This is a genomic window from Dryocola clanedunensis subsp. sulfonylureivorans (assembly GCF_016756775.1).
Lineage (GTDB): Bacteria > Pseudomonadota > Gammaproteobacteria > Enterobacterales > Enterobacteriaceae > Dryocola > Dryocola clanedunensis.
Genome location: NZ_JAERMU010000017.1, coordinates 80,299 through 105,318 on the forward strand (window position 1 = coordinate 80,299; position 25,020 = coordinate 105,318).

Here is a 25,020-nt window from a genome sequence, read left to right on the forward strand (position 1 = left end):
TTGATTTAAGAGGAATTTTCTAAGTGATGGAATTGGTTGGTTTTTCACCATAGACCATTTAAACGGCCGGTTGGGTAAGCTTTATGCTAAAAAGTAGGAAAGGTTCTTTTGCCCCGGAGGCATGATGCACAATACTCCCTTGAAACTCATCCAGAACGTCCGCCTTGCCGGTCGGCCCGGCCTGTGGCAGCTCACTATAGAAGAGGGGCGCTTTAAAACCATCGAGCCGATGGGGGAGCAGGATACCCGGGCCGAGACGCTGGAGCGCCTGAACGGGCGCGGTGGTCTTGCCGTGGGGCCGTTTATCGAGCCGCATATCCACCTGGACACCACCCAGACCGCCGGGCAGCCGGGCTGGAACCAGTCCGGCACGCTGTTTGAAGGCATTGAGCGCTGGGCCGAACGCAAGGCGCTGCTGAGCCATGAGGATGTGAAGGCGCGGGCGTGGCAGACGCTGAAATGGCAGATAGCCAACGGCATTCAGTATGTGCGTACCCACGTGGATGTCTCCGATCCCACGCTGACGGCGCTTAAGGCGATGCTGGAAGTGAAGCAGGAAGTGGCTCCGTGGGTTGATTTGCAGATTGTCGCTTTCCCGCAGGAGGGGATTCTCTCTTATCCCAACGGTGAGGCGCTGTTGGAAGAAGCCTTAAAACTGGGGGCTGATGTCGTCGGTGCTATTCCCCATTTCGAGTTCACCCGTGAGTACGGCGTGGAGTCACTGCACAAAGCCTTTGCGCTGGCGAAAAAATATGACCGCCCGCTGGATATCCACTGCGATGAAATAGACGACGAGCAGTCGCGATTTTTAGAAACGGTCGCCATGCTGGCCCACCGGGAAGGCATGGGGGAGCGCGTCACTGCCAGTCATACCACCGCCATGCACTCTTATAACGGTGCTTATACTTCACGGCTGTTCAGGCTGCTGAAAATGTCCGGCATCAACTTTGTGGCCAATCCGCTGGTCAATATCCATCTGCAGGGCCGCTTTGACGATTATCCGAAGCGCCGTGGCGTGACCCGCGTTAAGGAGCTGCTGGAGGCGGGAATTAACGTCTGCTTTGGTCATGACGATGTATTTGACCCGTGGTATCCGCTTGGCACAGCGAACATGCTGCAGGTGCTGCATATGGGGCTGCACGTCTGCCAGATGATGGGCTACCAGCAGATAGATGAGAGCCTGAAGCTGATTACGGATAACAGCGCGCGGACGTTCGGCGTGGCGGAGTATGGTATCGAAGTCGGGAAGCCAGCTAATCTGATTATTCTGCCTGCGGAAAGCGGCTTCGACGCGGTGCGGCGTCAGGTGCCGGTACGCTGGTCGGTGCGGGAAGGGAGGGTGATTGCCACTACGCAGCTTGCCCAGACCTGGGTGATGCTGAACGACAGCGAAGAGATCTTCTTTGGTGGATGACGCTGGCGCTTATCCCCTACAGTATTCGCCCCGTAGGTCAGATAAGCGCAGCGTCAACCGACGCTATTAATGCGCCGCAGCCGCCGTATTGTGCTGGCGGTGCTTAGTCACAAGGCCCAGCGCCACGCACATAATAAAGACAACCGCGTAGAGGCCGTTTGCCGTCTGGAGCGCCGCATGCGGACCGCTGCTTGCCACAATCGGGCCGGTGACCACGAAGGTCAGCATGGTGCCGATGGTGCCGCAGGTCAGCACGAAGTTAACCAGTTTTGGCGAGGCCACTTTAGTTTGCAGCGAGCCGAGCGTAATGATAGTGGTGTAAATCGCGCTGGAGAAAAAGCCCAGTGCGAGAATAAACCAGGCCAGATGCGCCGGTTCGCCCGTGTTGAACAGGTACATCAGCACGGTGGCGGCACCCGCCAGCACCATCAAAATGCGTTGCAGATCGAAGAAGCGCAGAATGAAGCTGAAAATCCACATGCCAACCATGTAAGACATCCAGAAATTGCTGACCAGCGCGCCCGCGTCGTTAAGGCTCATGCCCAGACTTTTAGCGTATTCCGGCACCCAGGAGATAAAGCCCAGCTGGCCGAGGATATAGCACAGGGCGGCGATGGACAGGAACAGTACGCCGATACCCCATTTCTCTTTGACCACAGGCTGCGCATCGTCTTTTTTCGCGTGTTTGCCCAGCGCCGGGAACTCGCAGCCCAGGGTCAGCAGGAAGATAGCAACGTAAACCAGGCCGATGCAGGCGTAGACCCAGTACCAGTTGATGCTACGCGCCAGCAGTATCGCGGCGACCATCGGGAAAATCATCCCGGCCATGCTGAAGAAGGAGTCGGTAAACAGCAGGCGTGAACCGCGCTGACGGCCTTCGTACATATGGGTGATCAGGAAAGTACCAATCGACATCGTGATCCCGCTGACCAGCCCCAGCACAAACATGGACGCGGAGAAGAGGGTAAGGCTATGACCAAACATCAGGCCGAGAACCGCCAGCACCATCAGCAGAAAGCCAAAACGCAGCTGGGTTTTCAGCGGCACAATTTCCATCAGCCAGGCGTTCAGGAAAATAGAGATGAGAATGCCCGCGTTCAGGAAGGTGAAGGTATTGCTCATGCTGGAAACCGGCAGCTGGAAATATTCTGCGATGTTTCCCATCACCATTCCGGTGACAATCACCAACGCACCGGTCAGGGCGTAGGAGAAAAAGCTGATCCAAAGCAGCTTGGTACGGTTGCTGTTAGTCATATCTGGCCTGTGAATAGAAGTGTAAAGCGCGTTGACAGCGCGGTGAGCGGGTAAATTCTAGCCTTGAATGTGACGCAATTAAACATTCATTGTAATTATGTTTTGTTATTGCCCTTCATTTCATGACTGATATCACATATTTAAATCTGTAAACTCGATTTATTCACCTAAGTTATTGTTTTGTTGCAAAGTAAAATTCCGTAAAGAGCTGGCGCCGCTGCCTGCTCCTCTTTACAATCTAGCAACTTGCTCCATTCACTGCCTTCGTAAGGAATTTCTGATGCTCAAATCGACACTGGCGGCTGTTGCAGCTGTATTCGCCCTCTCGGCTATCTCTCCTGCTGCTCTGGCAGCAAACAGCGATCCGCACGTCTTATTGACGACCTCCGCCGGTAATATTGAGCTTGAGTTAAATAGCCAAAAAGCCCCTGTATCGGTGAAAAACTTTGTGGATTACGTCAACAGCGGTTTCTATAACAACACCACTTTCCACCGAGTCATCCCGGGCTTCATGATCCAGGGCGGCGGCTTCACGGAAGACATGAATCAGAAGCAGCCCAATCCACCTATCAAAAACGAAGCGGATAACGGCCTGCGTAACACCCGCGGCACCGTTTCGATGGCGCGCACCGCCGATAAAGACAGCGCAACCAGCCAGTTCTTTATCAACGTTGCCGATAACGCCTTCCTTGACCACGGCCAGCGCGACTTCGGCTACGCGGTATTTGGTAAAGTTGTGAAAGGGATGGACGTGGCCGACAAAATTTCCCAGGTCCAGTCTCATGACGTCGGTCCTTACCAGAATGTTCCATCTAAACCGGTAGTTATCCTCTCCGCTAAGATCCTGCCGTAACATCTCTTGCGCAGGCCGCTTTGGCCTGCGCACCGTTCCCTTCCCGGCAACTGTGCAGAATGCTGCTTATACTTGTGGCAAAACCGATGCGTTAAGGGAGGCGATATGGGCAAGAAACTCACTGACAAGCAAAAATCCCGGTTCTGGCAACAGCTTCGCAGCCGTTCATTTGAGGCCAGCAGCCGGCTGGACGTGCTTGAACCGCATGCGCAGGATGAACAGTTTGCCCAACGTGCAGCCGCCATTGAGCTTGGCCCGCTTCACCGTGGTTTGCCGTGGCTGTGCTCCATTCACCAGCAACTCTTCCAGGATGCCTTCGACTGGGCGGGTGAACTGCGCGAAGTGGATATTTCCTGCGGGGATACCCGCTTCTGCCATTACGAGTACATTGAAAATGAAGGCAACGACCTGATGCAGGAGCTGGAGGATGAACGCTATCTGCTGGATCTCCCTGAACAGGCTTTCATTGAAAGGCTGGCGCACTACTACTGCGAAATTAACGTTCTTCATCCTTTCTTCGTCGGCAGCGGCCGGGCGCAGCGTGTTTTCTTTGAACAGCTGGCGATACACGCGGGCTATATGCTGGACTGGAGCAAAACGGAACAGGCGGACTGGCAAAGCGCTAACCAGTCGGGGGCGCTGGGGGATCTTCAGCCGCTGACGGAGATTTTCACTAAAGTGGTGAGCGAAGCGCGGGAAAGCGAATAGAATAGTGCGGTTCTTCTTTTGCCCGGAGCCACCATGCTGCTGCTGATCGACAATTACGACTCTTTCACCTGGAATCTCTACCAGTATTTTTGCGAGCTGGGAGCTGAGGTGGTGGTGAGGCGTAATGATGATATTACGCTCGCGCAGATAGCGAATATGGCTCCGGCAAAGCTCGTCATCTCACCAGGCCCCTGCACGCCGGATGACGCGGGTATTTCCCTGGCCGCCATTGAACAATTTGCCGGAAAAATTCCGCTGCTCGGGGTGTGCCTCGGGCATCAGGCCATTGCCCAGGCCTTCGGGGCGAAGATTGTCCGCGCCGAAAAGGTTATGCATGGTAAGACTTCAGCCATCGCTCATAACAACAGCGGTGTGTTTAACGGGCTGAATAGCCCGCTCACCGTCACGCGTTACCATTCGCTCTTAATCGACCCCGCCACGCTCCCTGAATGCTTCGAAGTTACCGCCTGGACGGACAAACAGGAAATCATGGGGATTCGCCATCGCGAGCTGGATCTTGAAGGGGTGCAGTTCCACCCGGAAAGCATTCTTAGTGAACAAGGTCATCAGCTGCTGGCCAATTTCCTCAATCGTTGATTTTTGATTGCCATTAAATGATTTTTTATGCATATTTTGTGATTATATTTTCACATGACGTATACGCATAAAATGGATGGGGAATAAATGGCAACTGAACAATCAGCAATTACCCGCGCAACCTTCGATGACGTGATCCTGCCGGTTTATGCACCGGCGGAATTTATCCCGGTCAAGGGAAAAGGCAGCCGGGTGTGGGATCAGCAGGGTAAAGAGTATGTGGATTTTGCTGGCGGTATTGCCGTGACGGCGTTAGGCCACTGCCATCCGTCGCTGGTGGAGGCGCTGAAAACCCAGGGCGAAACCCTGTGGCACACCAGCAACGTTTTCACTAACGAACCTGCTCTGCGCCTGGGTCGTAAGCTGATTGATGCCACTTTTGCTGAACGCGTGCTGTTTATGAACTCCGGCACCGAAGCTAACGAAACCGCCTTTAAGCTGGCGCGCTATTACGCATCCACCCGCCATAGCCCGTACAAAACCAAAATCATCGCCTTCCATAACGCTTTCCACGGTCGCTCGCTCTTCACCGTTTCGGTTGGGGGACAGCCGAAGTATTCCGACGGCTTCGGGCCGAAGCCCGCCGATATCATTCACGTGCCGTTTAACGATCTCCACGCGGTGAAAGCCGTAATGGACGACCATACCTGTGCCATTGTGGTTGAGCCCATTCAGGGCGAGGGCGGCGTGACTGCGGCCACCCCTGAGTTCCTCAAAGGGTTACGCGAACTGTGCGATGAACATAAAGCGCTGTTGGTCTTTGACGAAGTCCAGTGCGGCATGGGGCGTACTGGCGAGCTGTTTGCCTATACGCACTACGGCGTGACGCCGGATATCCTGACCAGCGCCAAAGCGCTCGGCGGTGGCTTCCCGGTGAGCGTGATGCTGACCACCCAGGACATTGCCTCTGCATTCCACGTTGGCGCCCACGGTTCGACCTATGGCGGCAACCCGCTGGCTTGTGCCGTAGCAGGTGCGGCATTCGATATCATCAATACCCCTGAGGTGTTGAAAGGCGTATCGGCGAAGCGGGAGCTGTTTGTGAAGCATTTGCAGAAAATTGACGAGCAGTTTGACGTGTTCAGCGATATCCGCGGTATGGGGCTGCTGATTGGGGCAGAGCTTAAGCCGCAGTTCAAAGGCCACGCCCGTGATTTCCTGTATGCCGCAGCGCATGAAGGAGTAATGGTGTTAAACGCCGGCCCTGACGTGCTGCGCTTCGCGCCATCGCTTATCGTTGAAGAGGAAGACATCAACGACGGCATGCAGCGTTTTGCTCAGGCGGTCGCCAATATCGTTAAGGCGCTGTAGCTACCGCCTTGAACGTCAAGCGGCGGATAAGCCCGCGCCATCCGACGCTTCATGCTAAATCCCTTTCTACTTGCTGGATCGCCCTAACCGCCGGTTCAGCCATATCCCATGATGAGGCCGCTGACGCCATGCTACCGACGAAATGGTATGCATGGTGTTGAGGTGGCCCAGAATACGATGTAAATGCTGCTCCATGGTGCTTAACGGCCCGGTGGGTAGCGCTTCGGCATCCAGAATTGTTGCGTCTCTTGTTTCACCCGGACCGTCGTATTCCAGCCGCTGCTGGCATCGCTGCAGCGCGATTTCGCACGACTGCAGATAGCGCTGGGCGAGATCGGGTGTCAGCATGTTGTGTTCCCTGGCAAGCGTCGTCATGGCGTTGATGTGCTCGACGATGAACTGGCTGTGCGTCACCCACAGTTTCATATCCGCCAGATAGTGCGAGTTGAACCCAGGTTCCTGCATCGCCTGGTTCAGCGAGTTGAACAGCGCGTTGTGGGCCTGGTTAACCCTCATGCGCTGATAAGCCAGCGGGGTAGGTTCCGGATCGCTGCTTAATATCAGCCTGACGGCCTCCTGATCGGCTTCCAGCGCATCGTGGGCATTCTGGCGCAGCAGGCCACTTTGCCACTGGGGCCAGAGCCACACCATGCCGCCGAAGGCGATCAGGCAGCCCAGCAGGGTGTCTATCAACCGGGGAACGATGTACTGCTCGGCGCTCAGGGTTATCAACTGCAGGGTGTATACCGCCGTGACGGTAAAGCCGATGGTCGCCCAGCCGTAGCTTTTGCGGATAAACAGGTAGCTCACCAGCGTGATGATTAACATTGCCGTCAGCGCGATGTACTGCGGGAAGTGGAAGTGCAGGGCGATACCGGCGATGCCCAGCCCCGCGATGGTTCCCGCAGAACGGTGGAGGATGCGCACCCGCGTGGCGCCGTAGCCGTTTTGCGTGACGAACATTACCGTCATCAAAATCCAGTACGGCTTGGGCAGGTGCAGGGACGCGCCCAGCAGGCTGGCGACGACCAGCATCACCCCGAGCCGCCCGGCGTTGCGTAAGGCGGCGGACTTAAAGGAGAGATAGCTCTTGAGCGCGGCCCACAGCGGCAGACGGCGCTGGCGATCTTCCATCAGGTCGCGAACGTATAGCGGGCGCTGGGTCCTCAGCACTCGGGCAATGCGGCTGAAATGGTAATGGCAAAACTGACCTACCGGATTATCCGGATTCTGACGGGCTATCTTTTCCAGCGCCTCAATCTGCTTGTCCATGACGAAGCGGCGGGGATAGCGGTGATAGAGAATATCGTCCGCCAGCTCCCGCAGGCGAGCGGCAATAGTCTGTGCGTTCCAGCGGATCACCGCTTCGGCATGGCTTTTCTCGACCAGCTTCTGGACTTCTTCCGGCTGGTGCAGGCTGACGGAGATGTGCTCCTGTAAATCCAGCGCGACCTGGAAGGCGCGCAGCAGGCGTTTGTAACCATTTTGCTGACTGGCAGACAGCATGTGCAGCTGCTGATAGCAGAGGGTAATCAGGTCCACAGCTTTTTGCTGACGGGCAAGCAGCGGCGGCAGTGCTTTTTCCGGATCGGTATGCTGGGTTAGCAGGCTATATTTCGCCTCACAGTACTCCGCCAGCTGGCGATAAAGCAGGCTTAACGACTCCCGCAGCGGCTGCTCCCGCCACATCCAGAACCAGAACCAGTTAAAGACGCCATACCAAATCGTGCCGGAGACATAGAGCAGCATCGGCTCCCATATTGGCATATTCCCCGCCATGCTCAGGGTAAAAATAGCGGCGATCAGCGAGGCGGGGAGCAGGCGAGCGTGCAGGGCGCTGATTTCAGCGGTAACGCCAAGCAGCATAGCCATGCTGAAGAGAATGACGGGTAGCGGGACGGTAGTGTAAAGCAGCATCAGCTGCATGATCAGACTGCTGATAGCAAACAGGCTGCCACCGACGATCAGGCGTTTGAAGAAGCGTTTATGAGGGGTATCCAGACCGGCAATGTTACAGCAGGCGGGCACTAATGAGAAAAGCAGCCCAGACTGGAGCTCGCCAAGCACCAGACCCACCGCCACAGGTAAACACAACACCAGCGTCTGGCGCAGTGCATAGTTAACCTCGGGGTGATAAATCAGTCGGCGCCACATTCCTCGTCATTCTTCCGGTCGCAGGGGTGTTGGCTGTTCTCCCTCACCCCAGATGCTTATGGATATCAGCACCTGCGGATGAACTTCCTCACTGCCTACCTGCAACTTGAATTATTGATAAGGCGAAGGAATTCAGAGACAAAAAAAGGCGTGTTGCCGGGGCGACACGCCATTTTTAATGCGGTAATTAACGAGTGCCGTAAACGACGATCGTTTTACCATGAGCGGAGATCAGATTCTGATCTTCGAGCATTTTCAGGATACGACCAACGGTTTCACGGGAGCAACCCACGATCTGACCGATTTCCTGGCGGGTGATTTTAATCTGCATCCCGTCCGGGTGGGTCATAGCATCTGGTTGTTTAGCCAGGCTCAGCAGCGTCTGGGCGATACGTCCGGTCACGTCCAGGAAGGCAAGGTTACCGACTTTTTCTGAGGTGACTTGCAGACGACGAGCCATCTGCGAGGAGAGACGCATCAGGATATCCGGGTTGACCTGGATAAGCTGACGGAATTTTTTATAGGAAATTTCAGCAACTTCACACGCTGTTTTTGCACGAACCCAGGCGCTACGCTCCTGGCCTTCTTCAAACAGGCCTAATTCACCGATGAAATCGCCTTGATTCAGGTAAGAGAGGATCATTTCCTTACCTTCTTCATCTTTGATCAGAACTGCCACCGAGCCTTTGACGATGTAATACAGCGTCTCTGCTTTTTCGCCCTGGTGGATCAGCGTGCTCTTTGATGGATACTTATGAATATGGCAATGGGACAAGAACCATTCGAGAGTCGGGTCTGTTTGCGGTTTGCCAAGCACCATGCGCGATTATCCTCTGTTATAAACTGGCTACCAAAGACAGGATGCTAACCCCTGTCCGGCGTTGCAATCATTAGAATTTTCCCACTTTCGGGAAATGGCCTGCAAGTCACTCTTGCCGCCTGTAATTTGTGATCTCCTCTGCATACATACGTTACATCAATAAATCAATGTCACAATGTTGCATCCGGATTGTTTTAGCATAGCTTTCGACAGGTGTCTCCTGTTGTCTCGTTTCAGCATGACGCAGGTCGCCTTCCGTTGCCAGATCTGTTGCATCCGCGTACTCTGGAAAGAAATAACTTCAACAGGAGTAAGCAGCATGCAGGCACGAGTGAAATGGGTTGAGGGGTTAACCTTTCTGGGGGAATCTGCTTCCGGCCACCAGATCCTGATGGACGGCAATTCCGGCGATAAAGCCCCAAGCCCGATGGAGGTGGTGCTAATGGCGGCCGGCGGCTGTAGCGCCATTGATGTCGTGTCGATTTTGCAAAAAGGTCGTCACGATGTGACCGACTGCGAAGTGAAGCTGACCTCCGAACGCCGGGAAGAAGCGCCGCGTCTGTTTACCCACATCAATCTGCACTTTATCGTGACCGGCAAAGATCTTAAGGACAATGCCGTATCGCGCGCCGTTGATCTGTCCGCGGAGAAATATTGTTCTGTTGCGCTGATGCTGGAGAAAGCGGCAAACATTACGCACAGTTATGAAGTGATTGAAGCGTAAACCTTTTCAGGGCGGTTTTCGCCGCCCTAAATGATATCCCGGCCCTCGGCCAGCTGCTGCACCAGCGGCGTCATGATTAATTCCATCGCCAGACCCATTTTTCCCCCCGGCACCACTAATGTATTGATGTGAGAAATGAATGAGCCTTGCAGCATCGCCAGCAGGTAAGGGAAGTCGATATTGTCCAGGCCACGGAAGTGAATCACAACAAAGCTTTCGTCCAGCGAGGGAATGCCGCGAGCCGCAAACGGGTTCGACGTGTCTACCGTCGGCACGCGCTGGAAGTTGATATGGGTGCGTGAGAACTGGGGCGTAATGAAGTTGATGTAGTCATCCATCGAACGGACAACGGAATCCATCACCGCCTCCCGCGAGTGTCCGCGTTCGGTGGTATCGCGCATCAGTTTCTGGATCCACTCCAGGTTGACGATGGGCACCACGCCTACCAGCAAGTCTACATAATTAGCTACGTCATGCTGAGGTGTCACCACGCCGCCGTGCAGACCTTCATAGAAGAGCACGTCCGTGGGTTCCGGCAGGGGTTGCCAGGGCGTAAATGTTCCGGGGATCTGGTTCCACGGCACGGCTTCATCGTAGGTATGGAGATACTTTCGGGACTTGCCCTGACCGCTACGGCCATATTCGGCGAATGTCTGCTCCAGTAGGCCAAAGTCATTGGCTTCCGGGCCAAAGTAGCTGATATGTCGCCCCAGGTCGCGAGCCTTACGGATAGCCATGTCCATTTCCGGGCGGGTATAGCGGTGGAAGCTGTCACCCTCCACTTCTGCGGCACGCAGGTTCAGCTGCTGGAAGATTTTACGGAAGGCAAGGCTGGTGGTCGTTGTTCCTGCACCGCTGGAACCAGTGACGGCAATAACCGGATGTTTGGCTGACATAGGGCGACAACTCCATGGGTGAATTCAGTGTAAGGTTAAGCGATCGGAGCGTTTTCGTAGGGCGGGTAAGCTTTGCGTCACCTGACCTGGGCGCAGTGGTAGATGGCACTGGCGCTTATCCACCCTACAACGGCCAGAGCCGGAAGTATTGTTAATCAGCCGCGGAACTGGCCGCGCGGCATGATATTTACCGTCTCGTGGAGTTCAGACCAGACCAGCACCGCCTCGCCGCTTTGCAGCTGGCGTTTCACGTCTGCGACCTTGGCCGACAATGAGCGCTCTTGTTCACCATAATCTGTCCCCTCACGTAACACAAAGGATTCGATGAGATTATCCAGCGTCTCGGGGTCTATTTCCTGCCAGGGAAGCAACATGTTATTTATCCAGGTACCGCGTTAGCCAGTCGGGAATGCGTTGTTCGAGCCACATCTCCGGCTTGCGTAAAGTGCCGCCGACGAAGCCAACGTGGCCGCCGTGGGTGGTGAGCTGATATTCAATATTAGCCGGTAAAGTCGTTTTATCGGGGATCACGTGGTGATCCATAAACGGGTCGTCTTTTGCATGAATGATAAGCGTAGGATTGGCAATATCCGGCAGCAGCGGCATAGCGCTGCACTGACGGTAGTAATCCAGCGCATCGGCGAAACCATGAATTTTTGACGTGACCAGATCGTCAAATTCACGGATCCGGCGTACACCCTTCAGCTGGCGCAGATCCACCGGCAGCGTGCCGGGGTAGCTTCTCAGTTTTCGGGCGGCATTTTTTTTCAGCAGATTGAGCAAGTAGCGCTGATAAAAACGCGAAAAGCCCTGTTCCATATGATAACAGCACTGTTCCAGCATCAGTGGTGCAGAGACGATAACCCCGGCGTCCAGCGTGCAGTCTGCCCCCTGTTTTGCCATCAGGCAGGCCAGCATGTTACCGCCGAGCGAGTAGCCGACCGCGGCGGTAGGGACTTCGCCATAGCGCTGCGTCAGCCAGTTAAGGAAATAGCTGCCATCTTCGATTTCGCCGGAGTGATAGATTCGTCCCATGCGATTTGGCACGCCGCTACAGCCACGAAAATGCATCACCACGCCCAGCCAGCCGCGCTTTTGCGCCGCCTCAATCAAGCCGTGAGCGTACGGGCTGTGCAGGCTCCCCTCCAGGCCGTGAAACACCACCAGGCGAGGTTTATGCATAGCTTCGCGAGGATCTTCGCTCCAGGCGAGATCGACGAAATCTCCATCCGGCATATCAAGACGCTGCCAGTGGGGCTTAAATTTGACACGACGACGGATCACACGCGGAAGCATGGTCTGCAGGTGAGGGTTGCTCATACCGCGCATGGGGCGGAATGGCTCGCCGTCATCATGATTAAAATTCAATTCTACAGGGCTTGTTTGATCCATATCACACTGTTAGTTTCGTTCAGTTGCTCATTATTACTTTTGGGTGTGGAGCACCCACGTCATGGAAACGCTTTTCTTATCAATGCTGGGCTTTCTTTGGGTCGCCGCGATCACCCCAGGTCCGAATAATACGTTACTTACCTCATCCGGGGCCAATTACGGATTCATCCGCAGTCTGCCGCTGATGATTGGCATCATGCTTGGCATGCAGTGCATTTTACTGCTGGTGGCCTGCGGCGTGGGTAGTCTTATCCTGCTCTACCCGGCGCTCCACCTTATCCTGAAGATTGCCGGGAGTATTTATCTTTTGTGGCTGGCATGGAAAATCGGCACGGCCACCTATGAACGCCTGGAAACCGATGCAGCACCGCCGACGCCTATCCCTTTCTGGCAGGGTGGTTTGTTGCAGGTTATCAACCCGAAAGCCTGGCTGATGGCGCTGGGCGCGGTTGCCAGCTTCAGCCTCGCCGGTTCCCAGTATCTGCATTCCGTCGTGTTAATCAGCATTGGCATTGCGCTGGTGAACATTGTGGCTGGCGTCATCTGGATTGCGTTCGGTAGCCTGATTGGCAAACTCCTGCGCAGCCGCCGCGCCTGGGTCATCTTCAATATCTTTATGGGCCTGCTGACGGCTGCCTGCGTGCTGCTAATCTGGCGCTGATCCTGTAAGGCGGGAAAGCGAAGCGCTCCCGCCATCTACATTTTCGGATGACGCTACGCTTAACCGACCTACAAATTCTTACTCGCCTTGCATCATCTGTTCTAACTGCTCGTGGGCGTCCAGCCACTCCATTTCGCACCCCTCGAGCGCCGACTTCACCTTCACCTGCGTTTGCAAGCATTCGGTCATTTCCGCTTTCCGGCTTTGCTCGTAGATAGCGCTGTCCGCCAGCTTCTCTTCGACCTCTGCCAGCTGCTTGTTGAGCTTTTCCATCTGCTTTTCAAGCGTGGTGATTTGCTTGCGCAGCGGCTGGGTCAGGGTGCGCAGTTCTGCCTCGCGGCGCTTCTGATCCTTGCGGTTCTGAGCGCTGTTGGCGTTGTCTTTTGCGGCATCGTCCGGCTGGTTTTCCTGCTTTTGCAGATCGCTTAACCACTGCTGGTAATCTTCCAGATCGCCATCGAAGGCTTCCACTTTCCCGTCGTGTACCAGATAGAGGTCGTCGGTGGTTGAGCGCAGCAGGTGGCGGTCGTGCGAGACGACAACCAGCGCGCCTTCGAAGTCGATCAGCGCCTCGGTTAACGCCTGGCGCATGTCGAGATCGAGGTGGTTCGTTGGTTCATCGAGCAGCAGCAGGTTAGGGCGCTGCCAGACCACGAGCGCCAGAACCAGACGAGCTTTTTCGCCGCCGGAGAAACGCTCGGTGCGCTCTGTAACCTTATCGCCCTGGAAGCCAAAGCCGCCTAAATAGTCGCGCAGCTGCTGTTCCAGCTCTTTAGGTGCTATACGTGCCAGATGCTGAAGCGGGGATTCGTCTGCGCGCAGATATTCAAGCTGATGCTGTGCGAAGTAGCCGAGCTTGATGCCCTTTGCCAGACCAATATCCCCCTGTAGCGGTGCAAGCTCGCCCGCGAGCAGTTTAATCAGCGTTGATTTACCTGCGCCGTTGCGGCCCAGCAGGCCGATACGTGAACCCGGCACCAGGTTGAGTTTGATGGAGTTCAGAATGACGCGATCGCCATAACCGGCGCTGACTTTTTCCATTCGCAGCAGCGGGTTCGGCAGGCTTTCCGGCGCGCGGAAACTAAAGTGGAATGGGTTGTCCACGTGTGCCGGGGCAATCAGCTCCATGCGCTCGAGCATTTTCACACGGCTTTGCGCCTGCTTCGCTTTGGAGGCTTTAGCTTTAAAGCGATCGATAAAGCCTTGCAGATGCGCGACGCGTTCCTGCTGGCTTTCATACATTGACTGCTGCTGGGCAAGGCGTGTCGCACGCTGTCCCTCAAACGACGAATAGTTGCCGGTGTACTCGAACATGCTCTGCTGTTCGATATGAATAATTTTGCCGACCACCGGATCGAGGAAATCACGGTCGTGAGAAATCAGGATCAGCGTGCCCGGATAGTTCTTCAGCCATCTTTCCAGCCAGATGACCGCGTCCAGATCAAGGTGGTTGGTAGGTTCATCAAGCAGCAGCAGGTCGGAGCGGCAAATCAGCGCCTGGGCAAGGTTCAGACGCATACGCCAGCCGCCGGAAAAATCGCTGACCGGGCGTTCGAGCTGTTCGTTGCTGAAGCCCAGACCGTGCAGCAGGCTCGAGGCGCGGGAGCGGATAGTCCACGCATCTACCGCATCGAGCTTGCCGTGAACCAGGGCGATGGCGTGACCGTCGTTGCGCACGTTGGCCTGCGCCAGTTCCGCTTCCAGCTGGCGGAACTCGCGATCGCCGTCAATTACGTACTCAATGGCCGGCATATCCAGCGCCGGGGTTTCCTGATTCACCCAGGCCAGCGCCCAGTTGGACGGGAAGGTCATGCTGCCACCATCGGCGCTTATCTCGTTCTTTAAAAGCGCCAGCAGCGTGGATTTACCGCAGCCGTTTTTACCCACAAGACCGACTTTCTGGCCTGGGTTAATGGTGGCGGTCGCGTTGTCCAGCAGGACGCGGGTGCCGCGACGAATTTGTAACGAGGAGAAAACAATCATAAAGCGCCGTATGTTCAGAGTATGTTAAATTGTCATTATATTTGGGTAACGTGGTGCCTGGCATCACGTCGGGCTGCATGGTAGCCCAAAACAATCACTATGACGACGCCCTGGAGGGTAATGATGTCGCAGCCGCCGAAAGTTTTGCTGCTGTATGCCCATCCGGAATCACAGGACTCGGTCGCTAACCGGGTTCTGCTTCAGCCGGCTCAGCAGCTTGCAAATGTTACCGTGCACGATCTTTATGCACACTATCCCGACTTTTTTATCGATATCTATCACGAGCAGGCCCTGCTGCAAGAGCACGATGTCATTGTTTTCCAACATCCGCTTTATACCTATAGCTGTCCGGCGCTGCTAAAAGAGTGGCTGGACCGCGTTCTGAGCCGTGGCTTTGCCAGCGGCGTTGGCGGCAACGCGCTGGCGGGAAAATACTGGCGTAGCGTGATTACTACCGGTGAGCCGGAAGGCGCATACCGCCACGATGGTTTTAATCGTTTTCCACTGACCGATATCCTGCGCCCTTTTGAGCTAACGGCGGCAATGTGCCGGATGCAGTGGCTGAACCCCATGATCGTTTACTGGGCGCGGCGACAATCAAAACAGGAACTGGTGAGCCATGCGAGAGCCTACGGCGACTGGCTTGCAGCCCCATTATTGCCGGGAGGCCGCTGATGGAAGGGTCTGATTTGTTGCTGGCGGGCGTACTTTTCTTGTTTGCCGCCGTCGTCGCCGTGCCGATTGCCGCTCGCCTGGGCATTGGTGCCGTGCTTGGCTATTTGCTGGCGGGGATTGCCATTGGCCCGTGGGGGTTAGGTTTTATCAGCGACGTGGATGAAATCCTCCACTTCTCGGAGCTGGGCGTCGTGTTCCTGATGTTTATCATCGGGCTTGAACTGAATCCGTCGAAACTCTGGCAGCTACGTCGATCTATATTTGGCGTGGGGGCGGCGCAGGTGCTGTTGAGCGCCGCGGTGCTTGCCGGGCTGTTGATGCTGACGAAGTTTTCGTGGCAGGCGGCGGTGATTGGCGGCATTGGCCTCGCCATGTCCTCGACCGCGATGGCTTTACAGCTGATGCGCGACAAAGGGATGAACCGTAACGAAGCGGGACAGCTCGGCTTTTCGGTGCTGTTGTTTCAGGATTTAGCCGTGATCCCGGCGCTGGCTCTGGTACCGCTGCTGGCAGGCAACGACGACGGACATACCGACTGGATAAAGGTTGGTTTTAAAGTGCTGGCCTTTGCGGGCATGTTAATTGGCGGACGCTATCTGCTGCGACCTTTGTTCCGCTTTATCGCCGGGTCCGGCGTGCGCGAGGTCTTTACTGCCGCCGCATTGTTGCTGGTACTCGGTTCGGCATTGTTTATGGACGCGCTGGGGCTGTCGATGGCGCTGGGAACGTTTATTGCGGGCGTGCTGCTGGCAGAAAGCGAATACCGGCACGAACTGGAAATCGCTATCGATCCGTTCAAAGGATTATTGCTTGGGCTGTTCTTTATCTCGGTGGGCATGGCGCTAAACCTTGGCGTGCTCTATACCCATCTGCTGCTGGTTATCTGCGGTGTCGTTGCGCTGGTGGCACTGAAGTTTGCCGTGCTGTACGTCATCTCCTGTATTTACGGGCTGCGCAGCTCGGAGCGGCTACAGTTCTCTGGCGTGCTCAGTCAAAGCGGAGAGTTTGCGTTTGTGCTGTTCTCCACGGCTTCGTCCCAGAAGCTGTTTCAGGGGGATCAGCTGCCCATGCTGCTGGTGACCGTCACGCTCTCGATGATGACGACGCCGTTATTAATGAAAGGCGTTGATGCCATTCTTGCACGTCGTTTTAATATTGTTGAAGAGAACGATGAGAAGCCCTACGTAGAAGACGATCAGCCGCAGGTCATTATTGTTGGTTTCGGGCGATTCGGGCAGGTTATCGGGCGTTTGCTTATGGCAAACAAGATGCGTATTACGGTACTTGAACGGGATATCAGCTCGGTCAGCCTGATGCGCAAATATGGTTACAAAGTTTATTACGGTGATGCGACCGAAGTTGATCTGTTGCGCTCGGCCGGTGCGGAGGCGGCGAAATCCATCGTGATTACCTGCAATGAACCGGAGGACACGATGAAAATTGTTCATCTGTGTCAGCAGCACTTTCCACACCTGGCCATCCTGGCGCGGGCCAGAGGACGTGTGGAAGCACATGAATTATTGCAGGCCGGCGTGAAACAGTTTTCACGTGAAACATTCTCCAGCGCCCTGGAGCTTGGTCGTAAAGCGTTGATGACGCTTGGGATGCATCCTCATCAGGCTCACCGAGCTCAGCTGCACTTCCGCCGCCTGGATATGCGAATGCTGCGTGAGCTGATGCCGATTCATACGGATACGGCGCAGATTTCCAGAGTGAAAGAGGCCCGACGGGAGCTGGAAGAGATTTTTGAACGTGAAATGCAGTATGAGCGTCGCCAGTTAGATGGCTGGGACGAGTTTGAATAGAAGGTAAAGCCAATGTCAGTGCGCAAACGTTTTATTGCCGGGGCCATCTGTCCCCAGTGCCAGGCTCAGGATTCTCTTGCGATGTGGCGCGAGAATAATATCGATATCGTTGAGTGCGTTAAGTGCGGTCATCAGATGCGGGAAGCGGATAAACAGGCCCGTGAGCACGTACGCGAACAAGAGCAGGTCATCGGCATTTTCCATCCGGACTAGCGAGATCCCCCGAGTTTTTTTAAGCTTAAGGGTACACCGGCGTCGATTTCCGCTACAATCGTCGCCAGTTTTTTTCCCACGCTCAGGAGATATCATGAAAGTAGCAAAAGACCTGGTGGTCAGCCTGGCCTATCAGGTACGTACAGAAGACGGTGTGTTGGTTGATGAGTCTCCGGTCAGTGCGCCGCTGGACTATCTGCATGGTCACGGCTCCCTGATTTCAGGGCTGGAAACCGCGCTCGACGGTCACGTTGTTGGCGACAAGTTTGACGTTTCCGTCGGTGCTAACGATGCTTACGGTCAGTACGACGACAATCTGGTGCAGCGCGTGCCTAAAGACGTGTTCATGGGTGTTGACGAACTGCAGGTTGGCATGCGTTTCATGGCTGAAACCGACCAGGGCCCGGTCCCGGTTGAAATCACCGAAGTTGAAGACGACCACGTCGTTGTTGACGGCAACCACATGCTGGCTGGTCAGAACCTGAACTTCAACGTTGAAGTTATCGCGATTCGTGAAGCTACCGCTGAAGAACTGGCTCACGGCCACGTTCACGGCGAGCACGATCATCATCACGACCACGAAGGTGGTTGCTGTGGTGGTCACGGCCATGACCACGACCACGACCATGGTAAAGGTGGTTGCGGCGGTAATGGCGGCTGCGGCTGTCACTAAGCGTAAAGCGATAAAAAAAGGCGTGTCGGTTGACGCGCCTTTTTCTTTTCCGGCAATTAATAATGCGGCGGTGGGGTCTCTTCGGCCTGGGAGGCGATCATCGAAGGCTGGCTTGCTTTAAGCTTATCTACCAGCAGGCGAAAATGTTCGCGCAGTTTGACCATCTCCAGTTCGTGCGCCGTGACTGTCTGGTTTAGCTCTTCGATAGTGATCTCCTGAAATGCGAGACGACTCTCAAGTTCTTCCAGCCGTTGTTCGGTCGATTTTTGTTGCATGGCTCACCTCTTGCTTGCCTGCGGATGGACAATTAGCACGGATTTTACTGAAAAATAACGCTAGTGACAGCGCCATTTGGCGTAAGACGAAACTTCTTCATACAAAAAGAGTCTGAATTTGTCTCGATAACGAGCACGGAGATTGTGTAGTTTTCTCTGGCGACGTTATAGTACGTCTCTTATTTAAAATAACCTTGGGGTTAGAGGCCCCGGCCCTGGAGAAATGGATGAAATCATTGTTTAAAGTAACGTTACTGGCGACCACAATGGCTGTTGCCCTGAGCGCACCGGCGTTCGCTGCTCCAGCTACCGCGGCAGCCCCTGCCAAAGACGCCGCCGCTGCCCCTGCTGCAAGCAACGCGTCATTCAAAAATGACGACCAGAAATCTGCCTATGCGCTGGGTGCTTCGCTGGGCCGTTACATGGAAAACTCCCTGAAAGAACAAGAGAAGCTCGGCATCAAACTGGACAAAACCCAGCTGATCGCGGGCGTTCAGGATGCGTTTGCTGATAAGAGCAAACTGTCTGACCAGGAAATCGAGAAGACTCTGCAGGCATTCGAAGCCCGCGTGAAGACCTCCGCTCAGGCTAAGATGGAAAAAGACGCGAAAGAGAATGCTGACAAAGGCAAAACCTTCCGTGATGCTTTCGCTAAAGAGAAAGGTGTGAAAACCTCTTCTACAGGCCTGATGTATCAGGTAGAGAAAGCGGGTTCCGGTGAAGCGCCGAAAGACAGCGACACCGTAGTCGTGAACTACAAAGGTACGCTGATCGACGGTAAAGAGTTCGACAACTCTTATACCCGTGGTGAGCCGCTCTCCTTCCGTCTTGACGGTGTTATCCCAGGCTGGACCGAAGGCCTGAAAAACATCAAGAAAGGCGGCAAAATCAAGATGGTTATCCCACCAGAGCTGGCTTATGGCAAAACTGGCGTTCCGGGGATCCCTGCTAACTCTACTCTGGTCTTCGAAGTAGAGTTGCTGGATATCAAACCGGCACCGAAGGCAGATCCTAAAGCAGACGCGCAGGCAGCAGAAGCCGCGCCAGAGGCTAAAGCTGACGCTGCAAACAGCAAGTAATCAGCCATAAGCCGCCGCCCTCAGGGGCGGCGGTTTTTTATTTGTCGCGGCATATAATAATAAAGACTGGAAAGCTGGTCTCACGCTGTATTACCTTAACAGGCAGCATTGCAACTGAGTATGAGTCTGCCCTGACACCAATAAAGCGCGACAGGCTCTCTTTAGAGGGTGGTATCTTTTAATGTCCAATTCGCTTTTGACCAACGAAACCAGCGAGCTTGACCTGCTGGACCAGCGTCCTTTTGAACCAACCGACTTCGAAATATTAAAATCCTATGAGGCGGTGGTCGACGGGCTGGCGATGCTGATTGGTTCCCATTGCGAAATCGTCCTGCATTCTCTTCAGGATTTAAAGTGTTCAGCGATTCGTATTGCTAACGGTGAGCACACGGGGCGAAAAATCGGCTCGCCAATTACCGATCTGGCGTTACGCATGCTTCATGACATGACAGGTGCCGACAGCAGCGTCTCCAAATGCTACTTCACGCGGGCCAAGAGCGGCGTGCTGATGAAGTCCGAGACGATTGCCATTCGTAACCGTGATGAACGCGTCATTGGCCTCCTGTGCATCAATATCAACCTGGACGTGCCTTTCTCGCAGATTATGGCGACGTTTGTGCCGCCGGAAACGCAGGAAGTGCCTTCCTCCGTCAACTTTGCCTCCTCGGTTGAGGATCTGGTGACCCAGACGCTGGAGTTCACCATTGAAGAGGTGAATGCCGATCGTAACGTCTCCAATAACGCCAAGAACCGCCAGATTGTCCTCAACCTGTACGAGAAGGGTATCTTTGATATCAAAGACGCCATCAATCAGGTGGCCGACCGGCTGAACATCTCCAAGCACACCGTTTATCTCTACATCCGCCAGTTCAAGAACGGGGATTTTCTGGGACAGGACCGGTAATGCATTTTGCGATTATGGTCACCGGACCGGCCTATGGAACGCAGCAGGCCAGCAGCGCGTTGCAGTTTGCCCAGGCCATCATCAATGAAGGTCATACCCTGAAAAGCGTGTTCTTCTATCGCGAAGGTGTCCTCAACGCTAATCAGTTCACGACACCTGCGAGCGATGAGGTAGACGTTGTACGCGCGTGGCAAACCCTTCATGAGCAGCATGGCGTTGCACTTCATATCTGCGTCGCAGCGGCTCTGCGTCGCGGTGTTGTGGACGAGACTGAAGCTAAACAAAACGGTCTGGCCGCAAGCAACCTGCAACCCGGTTTCATCCTGAGCGGACTGGGTGCGCTGGCTGAAGCGTCACTGACCTGTGACAGAACGGTGCAATTCTGATGAAACGCGTGGCCTTTGTGTTTACTTCGGCACCTCACGGTAGCTCCGCAGGTCGTGAAGGGTTAGATGCCTTGCTTGCCACCTCGGCACTGTCGGAAGATATCGGCGTGTTTTTTATCGGCGACGGCGTTTTTCAGATATTACCTGACCAGAGGCCTGACAAAATTCTTTCCCGCGATTACATCGCTACTTTTCGAGTGTTGCCACTCTACGATATTGAGCAATGCTATCTGTGCGCAGAGTCCGCTCATGAGCGCGGATTAGCTGAAAACAGTGCATGGGTGGTGGACGTTGAAGTGCTCGCGGCGGAGGCGTTGCGGGAAAAACTGCATCAGTTCGATGTGGTATTAACTTTCTGAGGCCCCATGCTGCACATTTTATCTCGTTCGCCTTTTACCATGGATATCAACGCGCTGCTGCGTTGCGTGAAGGCAGGAGACGAGCTGTTACTCATTCAGGATGGCGTGATTGCAGCCCTCGCAGGAAGCCGCCCGCTTGAATTACTGCTCGCCGCCCCCATATCTCTCTTTGCGCTGCATGAAGATCTCGAAGCCCGCGGCCTGGCTGCTCAAATTTCAACCAAAATCGACGCGGTAAGCTATAATCACTTCGTCAGATTGACGGTTAAACACGAACGGCAGATCACCTGGTAGACCAGGATCGCTGTATATTTCTTGACACCTTTTCGGCTCAGCCCTAAAATTCTGCGTCCTCATATTATATGAGGTCGTTTTTATTACGTGTTTACGAAGCTAAAGCTAAAACCAGGAGCTATTTAATGGCAACAGTTAACCAGCTGGTTCGCAAACCACGCGCACGCAAAGTTGCAAAAAGCAACGTGCCTGCGCTGGAAGCCTGCCCGCAAAAACGTGGCGTATGTACTCGTGTATATACTACCACTCCTAAAAAACCGAACTCCGCACTGCGTAAAGTTTGCCGTGTTCGTCTGACTAACGGTTTTGAAGTTACCTCCTACATCGGCGGTGAAGGTCATAACCTGCAGGAGCACTCCGTGATTCTGATCCGTGGTGGTCGTGTAAAAGACTTGCCAGGTGTTCGTTACCACACCGTTCGTGGTGCACTTGACTGCTCCGGCGTTAAAGACCGTAAGCAATCTCGTTCTAAGTACGGCGTGAAGCGTCCTAAGGCTTAATGGTTCTCCGTTAAGTAAGGCCAAACGTTTTATATTAATGTCAAACTTAACTCTTTGAGTTTTGGACAATCCTGAATTAACAACGGAGTATTCCCATGCCACGTCGTCGCGTCATAGGTCAGCGTAAAATTCTGCCGGATCCTAAGTTCGGATCAGAACTGCTGGCCAAATTTGTAAACATTCTGATGGTAGATGGTAAGAAATCTACTGCAGAAGCAATCGTCTATACCGCGCTGGAGACCCTGGCTCAGCGTTCTGGTAAAAACGAGCTGGAAGCTTTCGAAGTCGCTCTGGACAACGTTCGTCCGACTGTCGAAGTTAAGTCCCGCCGCGTAGGTGGTTCGACTTATCAGGTTCCAGTTGAAGTCCGTCCGGTTCGTCGTAATGCCCTGGCAATGCGTTGGATCGTAGAAGCTGCTCGTAAACGCGGTGATAAATCCATGGCTCTGCGCCTGGCGAACGAACTTTCTGATGCTGCAGAGAACAAAGGTACTGCAGTTAAGAAACGTGAAGACGTTCACCGTATGGCAGAAGCCAACAAGGCGTTCGCACACTACCGTTGGTAATCCCTTCGGAGTATTAGTCACCAGGCGGGCGCTTCATTCAAGCTGCCCGCTTTGGGTTACTTAACTGAACGTCCCAGGATATAGAGGAATCAAATGGCTCGTACAACACCCATTGCACGCTACCGTAATATCGGTATCAGTGCACACATCGACGCCGGTAAAACCACTACTACCGAACGTATTCTGTTCTACACCGGTGTAAACCACAAAATCGGTGAAGTTCATGACGGCGCAGCAACCATGGACTGGATGGAGCAGGAGCAGGAGCGTGGTATCACTATCACATCCGCAGCGACTACTGCATTCTGGTCTGGTATGGCTAAGCAGTATGAACCACACCGCGTAAACATCATCGACACCCCAGGGCACGTTGACTTCACCATCGAAGTTGAACGTTCCATGCGTGTGCTTGACGGTGCGGTAATGGTTTACTGCGCAGTTGGTGGTGTTCAGCCACAGTCTGAGACCGTATGGCGTCAGGCTAACAAATACAAAGTTCCACGCATCGCGTTCGTTAACAAAATGGACCGCATGGGTGCTAACTTCCTGAAAGTTGTAGGCCAGATTAAATCCCGTCTGGGCGCGAACCCTGTTCCGCTTCAGCTGGCGATTGGTGCCGAAGAAGGCTTCACCGGTGTTGTTGACCTGGTGAAAATGAAGGCTATCAACTGGAACGAAGCTGATGCTGGCGTGACCTTCGAATACGAAGATATCCCTGCTGACATGGTCGAGCTGGCTGAAGAATGGCACCAGAACCTGATCGAGTCTGCAGCTGAAGCATCCGAAGAGCTGATGGAAAAATACCTGGGCGGCGAAGACCTGACCGAGGAAGAAATCAAGACTGCACTTCGTCAGCGCGTTCTGAACAACGAGATCATTCTCGTGACCTGTGGTTCTGCGTTCAAGAACAAAGGCGTACAGGCAATGCTGGATGCGGTAATCGATTACCTGCCAGCACCAACAGACGTACCGGCTATCAACGGTATGCTGGACGACGGTAAAGACACGCCTTCTGAGCGTCACGCTAGTGATGATGAGCCGTTTGCTGCTCTGGCATTCAAAATCGCTACCGACCCATTCGTGGGTAACCTGACGTTCTTCCGCGTGTACTCTGGCGTGGTTAACTCCGGTGATACCGTTTATAACCCAGTGAAATCTGCTCGTGAGCGTTTTGGCCGTATCGTACAGATGCACGCTAACAAACGTGAAGAGATCAAAGAAGTTCGCGCGGGCGATATCGCTGCTGCAATCGGTCTGAAAGACGTGACTACGGGTGACACTATCTGTGATCCGGACAACGTCATCATTCTGGAACGTATGGAATTCCCTGAGCCGGTAATCTCCATCGCAGTAGAACCAAAAACCAAAGCTGACCAGGAAAAAATGGGTCTGGCTCTGGGTCGTCTGGCGAAAGAGGATCCATCATTCCGCGTTTGGACTGATGAAGAATCTAACCAGACTATCATCGCTGGTATGGGTGAACTGCACCTCGACATCATCGTTGACCGCATGAAGCGTGAATTCAACGTTGAAGCGAACGTCGGTAAACCTCAGGTTGCTTACCGTGAAGCGATTCGCGCGAAAGTTACCGATGTTGAAGGTAAACATGCTAAGCAGTCTGGTGGTCGCGGTCAGTATGGTCACGTTGTGATCGACATGTACCCACTGGAGCCGGGCTCAAATCCGAAAGGTTACGAGTTCATCAACGACATTAAAGGTGGTGTGATTCCTGGTGAATACATCCCTGCCGTTGATAAAGGCATCCAGGAGCAGCTGAAGTCTGGCCCACTGGCTGGTTACCCGGTAGTAGATCTCGGCGTGCGTCTGCACTTCGGTTCTTACCACGACGTTGACTCCTCTGAACTGGCGTTTAAACTGGCCGCTTCTATCGCCTTCAAAGATGGCTTTAAGAAAGCGAAACCAGTTCTGCTTGAGCCTATCATGAAGGTTGAAGTAGAGACTCCGGAAGAGAACACCGGTGACGTTATCGGTGACCTTAGCCGTCGTCGTGGTCAGCTGAAAGGTCAGGAATCTAACGCTACTGGCGTTCAGATTCATGCCGAAGTTCCGTTGTCTGAAATGTTCGGGTACGCAACTCAGCTGCGTTCTCTGACCAAAGGTCGTGCATCTTACTCCATGGAATTCCTGAAGTATGATGATGCGCCAAACAACGTTGCTCAGGCCGTAATCGAAGCCCGCGGTAAATAAGCCCAGGTTTTTAAAACAATGATCCCGTGCTCTCTCCTTGAGGGGAGAGCACAACAGTAAGGAATATAGCCGTGTCTAAAGAAAAATTTGAACGTACAAAACCCCACGTCAACGTCGGCACAATCGGCCACGTTGACCATGGTAAAACCACTCTGACTGCAGCAATCACTACCGTACTGGCTAAAACCTACGGCGGTGCTGCTCGTGCATTCGACCAGATCGATAACGCACCAGAAGAAAAAGCTCGTGGTATCACCATCAACACTTCCCACGTTGAATATGACACCCCGACTCGCCACTATGCGCACGTTGACTG

General features: G+C 54.2%; 28 protein-coding genes. 20 read left to right on the plus strand and 8 right to left on the minus strand.

All coding sequences use genetic code 11. From position 1 onward, the window contains the following. Positions 1–124 precede the first annotated feature (124 nt). Positions 125–1,414 carry a cytosine deaminase gene (locus HYQ67_RS17225; protein WP_202305543.1) on the plus strand — a complete coding sequence of 430 codons (1,290 nt, stop codon included), beginning with the start codon at positions 125–127 and terminating at the stop codon, positions 1,412–1,414. Between the two features lie 66 nt (positions 1,415–1,480). Here HYQ67_RS17225 and tsgA read toward each other — a convergent pair whose 3' ends face one another. Then, positions 1,481–2,668: an MFS transporter TsgA gene (tsgA, locus tag HYQ67_RS17230; protein ID WP_202305492.1), complete on the minus strand. Its 1,188-nt coding sequence runs from the start codon at positions 2,666–2,668 to the stop codon at positions 1,481–1,483. A gap of 280 nt (positions 2,669–2,948) precedes the next feature. Here tsgA and ppiA point away from each other — a divergent pair, with 280 nt between their 5' ends. From ppiA to argD, 4 genes are all read left to right on the plus strand, one after another. Continuing rightward, positions 2,949–3,521: a peptidylprolyl isomerase A gene (ppiA, locus tag HYQ67_RS17235; protein WP_202305494.1), complete on the plus strand. Its 573-nt coding sequence runs from the start codon at positions 2,949–2,951 to the stop codon at positions 3,519–3,521. 105 nt (positions 3,522–3,626) lie between these two features. Beyond that, the gene (locus HYQ67_RS17240) at positions 3,627–4,229 is read left to right on the plus strand and encodes a putative adenosine monophosphate-protein transferase Fic (protein ID WP_202305496.1); all 603 of its coding nucleotides are present in this window, start codon (positions 3,627–3,629) and stop codon (positions 4,227–4,229) included. Between the two features lie 33 nt (positions 4,230–4,262). Continuing rightward, positions 4,263–4,826, plus strand: a complete 564-nt coding sequence (gene pabA, locus HYQ67_RS17245; protein WP_202305498.1) for an aminodeoxychorismate synthase component 2 — start codon at positions 4,263–4,265, stop codon at positions 4,824–4,826. Positions 4,827–4,913: 87 nt separating this feature from the next. Further along, complete coding sequence (gene argD, locus HYQ67_RS17250; RefSeq protein ID WP_202305499.1) at positions 4,914–6,137, plus strand: bifunctional acetylornithine/succinyldiaminopimelate transaminase; 1,224 nt, start codon at positions 4,914–4,916, stop codon at positions 6,135–6,137. A 66-nt stretch (positions 6,138–6,203) separates the two neighbouring features. Here argD and HYQ67_RS17255 read toward each other — a convergent pair whose 3' ends face one another. Further along, positions 6,204–8,291: a YccS/YhfK family putative transporter gene (locus HYQ67_RS17255; protein WP_202305501.1), complete on the minus strand. Its 2,088-nt coding sequence runs from the start codon at positions 8,289–8,291 to the stop codon at positions 6,204–6,206. Positions 8,292–8,478: 187 nt separating this feature from the next. Then, positions 8,479–9,111, minus strand: coding sequence for a cAMP-activated global transcriptional regulator CRP (gene crp, locus HYQ67_RS17260; RefSeq protein WP_202305510.1), 633 nt, complete (start codon positions 9,109–9,111; stop codon positions 8,479–8,481). Positions 9,112–9,430: 319 nt separating this feature from the next. Here crp and HYQ67_RS17265 point away from each other — a divergent pair, with 319 nt between their 5' ends. Then, the gene (locus HYQ67_RS17265; RefSeq protein WP_202305512.1) at positions 9,431–9,835 is read left to right on the plus strand and encodes an OsmC family protein; all 405 of its coding nucleotides are present in this window, start codon (positions 9,431–9,433) and stop codon (positions 9,833–9,835) included. Positions 9,836–9,861: 26 nt separating this feature from the next. On the opposite strand, the gene HYQ67_RS17270 is transcribed toward HYQ67_RS17265, so the two are convergent. The 3 genes from HYQ67_RS17270 to HYQ67_RS17280 all read right to left on the minus strand — a co-directional run bounded on the left by HYQ67_RS17270 (position 9,862) and on the right by HYQ67_RS17280 (position 12,123). Next, positions 9,862–10,731: a phosphoribulokinase gene (locus HYQ67_RS17270; protein WP_202305514.1), complete on the minus strand. Its 870-nt coding sequence runs from the start codon at positions 10,729–10,731 to the stop codon at positions 9,862–9,864. A gap of 155 nt (positions 10,732–10,886) precedes the next feature. After that, positions 10,887–11,105: a YheU family protein gene (locus HYQ67_RS17275; protein WP_202305521.1), complete on the minus strand. Its 219-nt coding sequence runs from the start codon at positions 11,103–11,105 to the stop codon at positions 10,887–10,889. Position 11,106: 1 nt separating this feature from the next. Then, on the minus strand, positions 11,107–12,123 hold the full coding sequence (locus tag HYQ67_RS17280) for a hydrolase (RefSeq protein ID WP_202305522.1): 1,017 nt from the start codon (positions 12,121–12,123) through the stop codon (positions 11,107–11,109). A gap of 61 nt (positions 12,124–12,184) precedes the next feature. Here HYQ67_RS17280 and HYQ67_RS17285 point away from each other — a divergent pair, with 61 nt between their 5' ends. Continuing rightward, complete coding sequence (locus tag HYQ67_RS17285; protein ID WP_202305523.1) at positions 12,185–12,784, plus strand: LysE family translocator; 600 nt, start codon at positions 12,185–12,187, stop codon at positions 12,782–12,784. Positions 12,785–12,862: 78 nt separating this feature from the next. On the opposite strand, the gene HYQ67_RS17290 is transcribed toward HYQ67_RS17285, so the two are convergent. Further along, positions 12,863–14,767, minus strand: a complete 1,905-nt coding sequence (locus HYQ67_RS17290) for an ABC transporter ATP-binding protein (RefSeq protein ID WP_202305524.1) — start codon at positions 14,765–14,767, stop codon at positions 12,863–12,865. Between the two features lie 120 nt (positions 14,768–14,887). Between HYQ67_RS17290 and kefG the strand changes: the two genes are divergently transcribed. The 4 genes from kefG to slyD all read left to right on the plus strand — a co-directional run bounded on the left by kefG (position 14,888) and on the right by slyD (position 18,133). Then, positions 14,888–15,442 carry a glutathione-regulated potassium-efflux system ancillary protein KefG gene (kefG, locus tag HYQ67_RS17295; protein ID WP_202305525.1) on the plus strand — a complete coding sequence of 185 codons (555 nt, stop codon included), beginning with the start codon at positions 14,888–14,890 and terminating at the stop codon, positions 15,440–15,442. Further along, entirely contained in the window at positions 15,442–17,247 is a 1,806-nt protein-coding gene (kefB, locus tag HYQ67_RS17300; protein ID WP_202305526.1) for a glutathione-regulated potassium-efflux system protein KefB, read from the plus strand. The genes kefG and kefB overlap by 1 nt, the downstream gene beginning before the upstream one ends. 12 nt (positions 17,248–17,259) lie before the next feature. Further along, the gene (locus tag HYQ67_RS17305; protein ID WP_202305527.1) at positions 17,260–17,460 is read left to right on the plus strand and encodes a YheV family putative zinc ribbon protein; all 201 of its coding nucleotides are present in this window, start codon (positions 17,260–17,262) and stop codon (positions 17,458–17,460) included. A gap of 94 nt (positions 17,461–17,554) precedes the next feature. After that, a complete protein-coding gene (slyD, locus tag HYQ67_RS17310; RefSeq protein WP_202305528.1) occupies positions 17,555–18,133 on the plus strand; it encodes a peptidylprolyl isomerase in 579 nt (192 codons plus the stop codon). Positions 18,134–18,189: 56 nt separating this feature from the next. On the opposite strand, the gene HYQ67_RS17315 is transcribed toward slyD, so the two are convergent. After that, positions 18,190–18,408 carry a protein SlyX gene (locus HYQ67_RS17315; protein WP_202305530.1) on the minus strand — a complete coding sequence of 73 codons (219 nt, stop codon included), beginning with the start codon at positions 18,406–18,408 and terminating at the stop codon, positions 18,190–18,192. A 227-nt stretch (positions 18,409–18,635) separates the two neighbouring features. Between HYQ67_RS17315 and fkpA the strand changes: the two genes are divergently transcribed. The 9 genes from fkpA to HYQ67_RS17360 all read left to right on the plus strand — a co-directional run. Continuing rightward, on the plus strand, positions 18,636–19,487 hold the full coding sequence (gene fkpA / locus HYQ67_RS17320; protein ID WP_202305532.1) for an FKBP-type peptidyl-prolyl cis-trans isomerase: 852 nt from the start codon (positions 18,636–18,638) through the stop codon (positions 19,485–19,487). Between the two features lie 181 nt (positions 19,488–19,668). Beyond that, the gene (locus HYQ67_RS17325; RefSeq protein WP_202305534.1) at positions 19,669–20,391 is read left to right on the plus strand and encodes a helix-turn-helix transcriptional regulator; all 723 of its coding nucleotides are present in this window, start codon (positions 19,669–19,671) and stop codon (positions 20,389–20,391) included. Next, positions 20,391–20,777, plus strand: coding sequence for a sulfurtransferase complex subunit TusD (gene tusD / locus HYQ67_RS17330; protein ID WP_202305536.1), 387 nt, complete (start codon positions 20,391–20,393; stop codon positions 20,775–20,777). The genes HYQ67_RS17325 and tusD overlap by 1 nt, the downstream gene beginning before the upstream one ends. Next, positions 20,777–21,136 carry a sulfurtransferase complex subunit TusC gene (gene tusC / locus HYQ67_RS17335; protein ID WP_202305538.1) on the plus strand — a complete coding sequence of 120 codons (360 nt, stop codon included), beginning with the start codon at positions 20,777–20,779 and terminating at the stop codon, positions 21,134–21,136. Before tusD ends, tusC begins: the two co-directional genes overlap by 1 nt. 6 nt (positions 21,137–21,142) lie before the next feature. After that, positions 21,143–21,430, plus strand: a complete 288-nt coding sequence (gene tusB / locus HYQ67_RS17340; protein WP_202305540.1) for a sulfurtransferase complex subunit TusB — start codon at positions 21,143–21,145, stop codon at positions 21,428–21,430. Between the two features lie 125 nt (positions 21,431–21,555). Further along, the gene (gene rpsL / locus HYQ67_RS17345) at positions 21,556–21,930 is read left to right on the plus strand and encodes a 30S ribosomal protein S12 (protein ID WP_003023654.1); all 375 of its coding nucleotides are present in this window, start codon (positions 21,556–21,558) and stop codon (positions 21,928–21,930) included. Positions 21,931–22,025: 95 nt separating this feature from the next. Continuing rightward, a complete protein-coding gene (gene rpsG, locus HYQ67_RS17350) occupies positions 22,026–22,496 on the plus strand; it encodes a 30S ribosomal protein S7 (protein WP_017803037.1) in 471 nt (156 codons plus the stop codon). A 93-nt stretch (positions 22,497–22,589) separates the two neighbouring features. After that, entirely contained in the window at positions 22,590–24,704 is a 2,115-nt protein-coding gene (fusA, locus tag HYQ67_RS17355) for an elongation factor G (protein ID WP_202305541.1), read from the plus strand. Positions 24,705–24,775: 71 nt separating this feature from the next. Beyond that, positions 24,776–25,020 (plus strand): GTP-binding protein (locus HYQ67_RS17360; protein ID WP_000031670.1); only part of this gene is annotated, 245 nt, incomplete at its 3' end.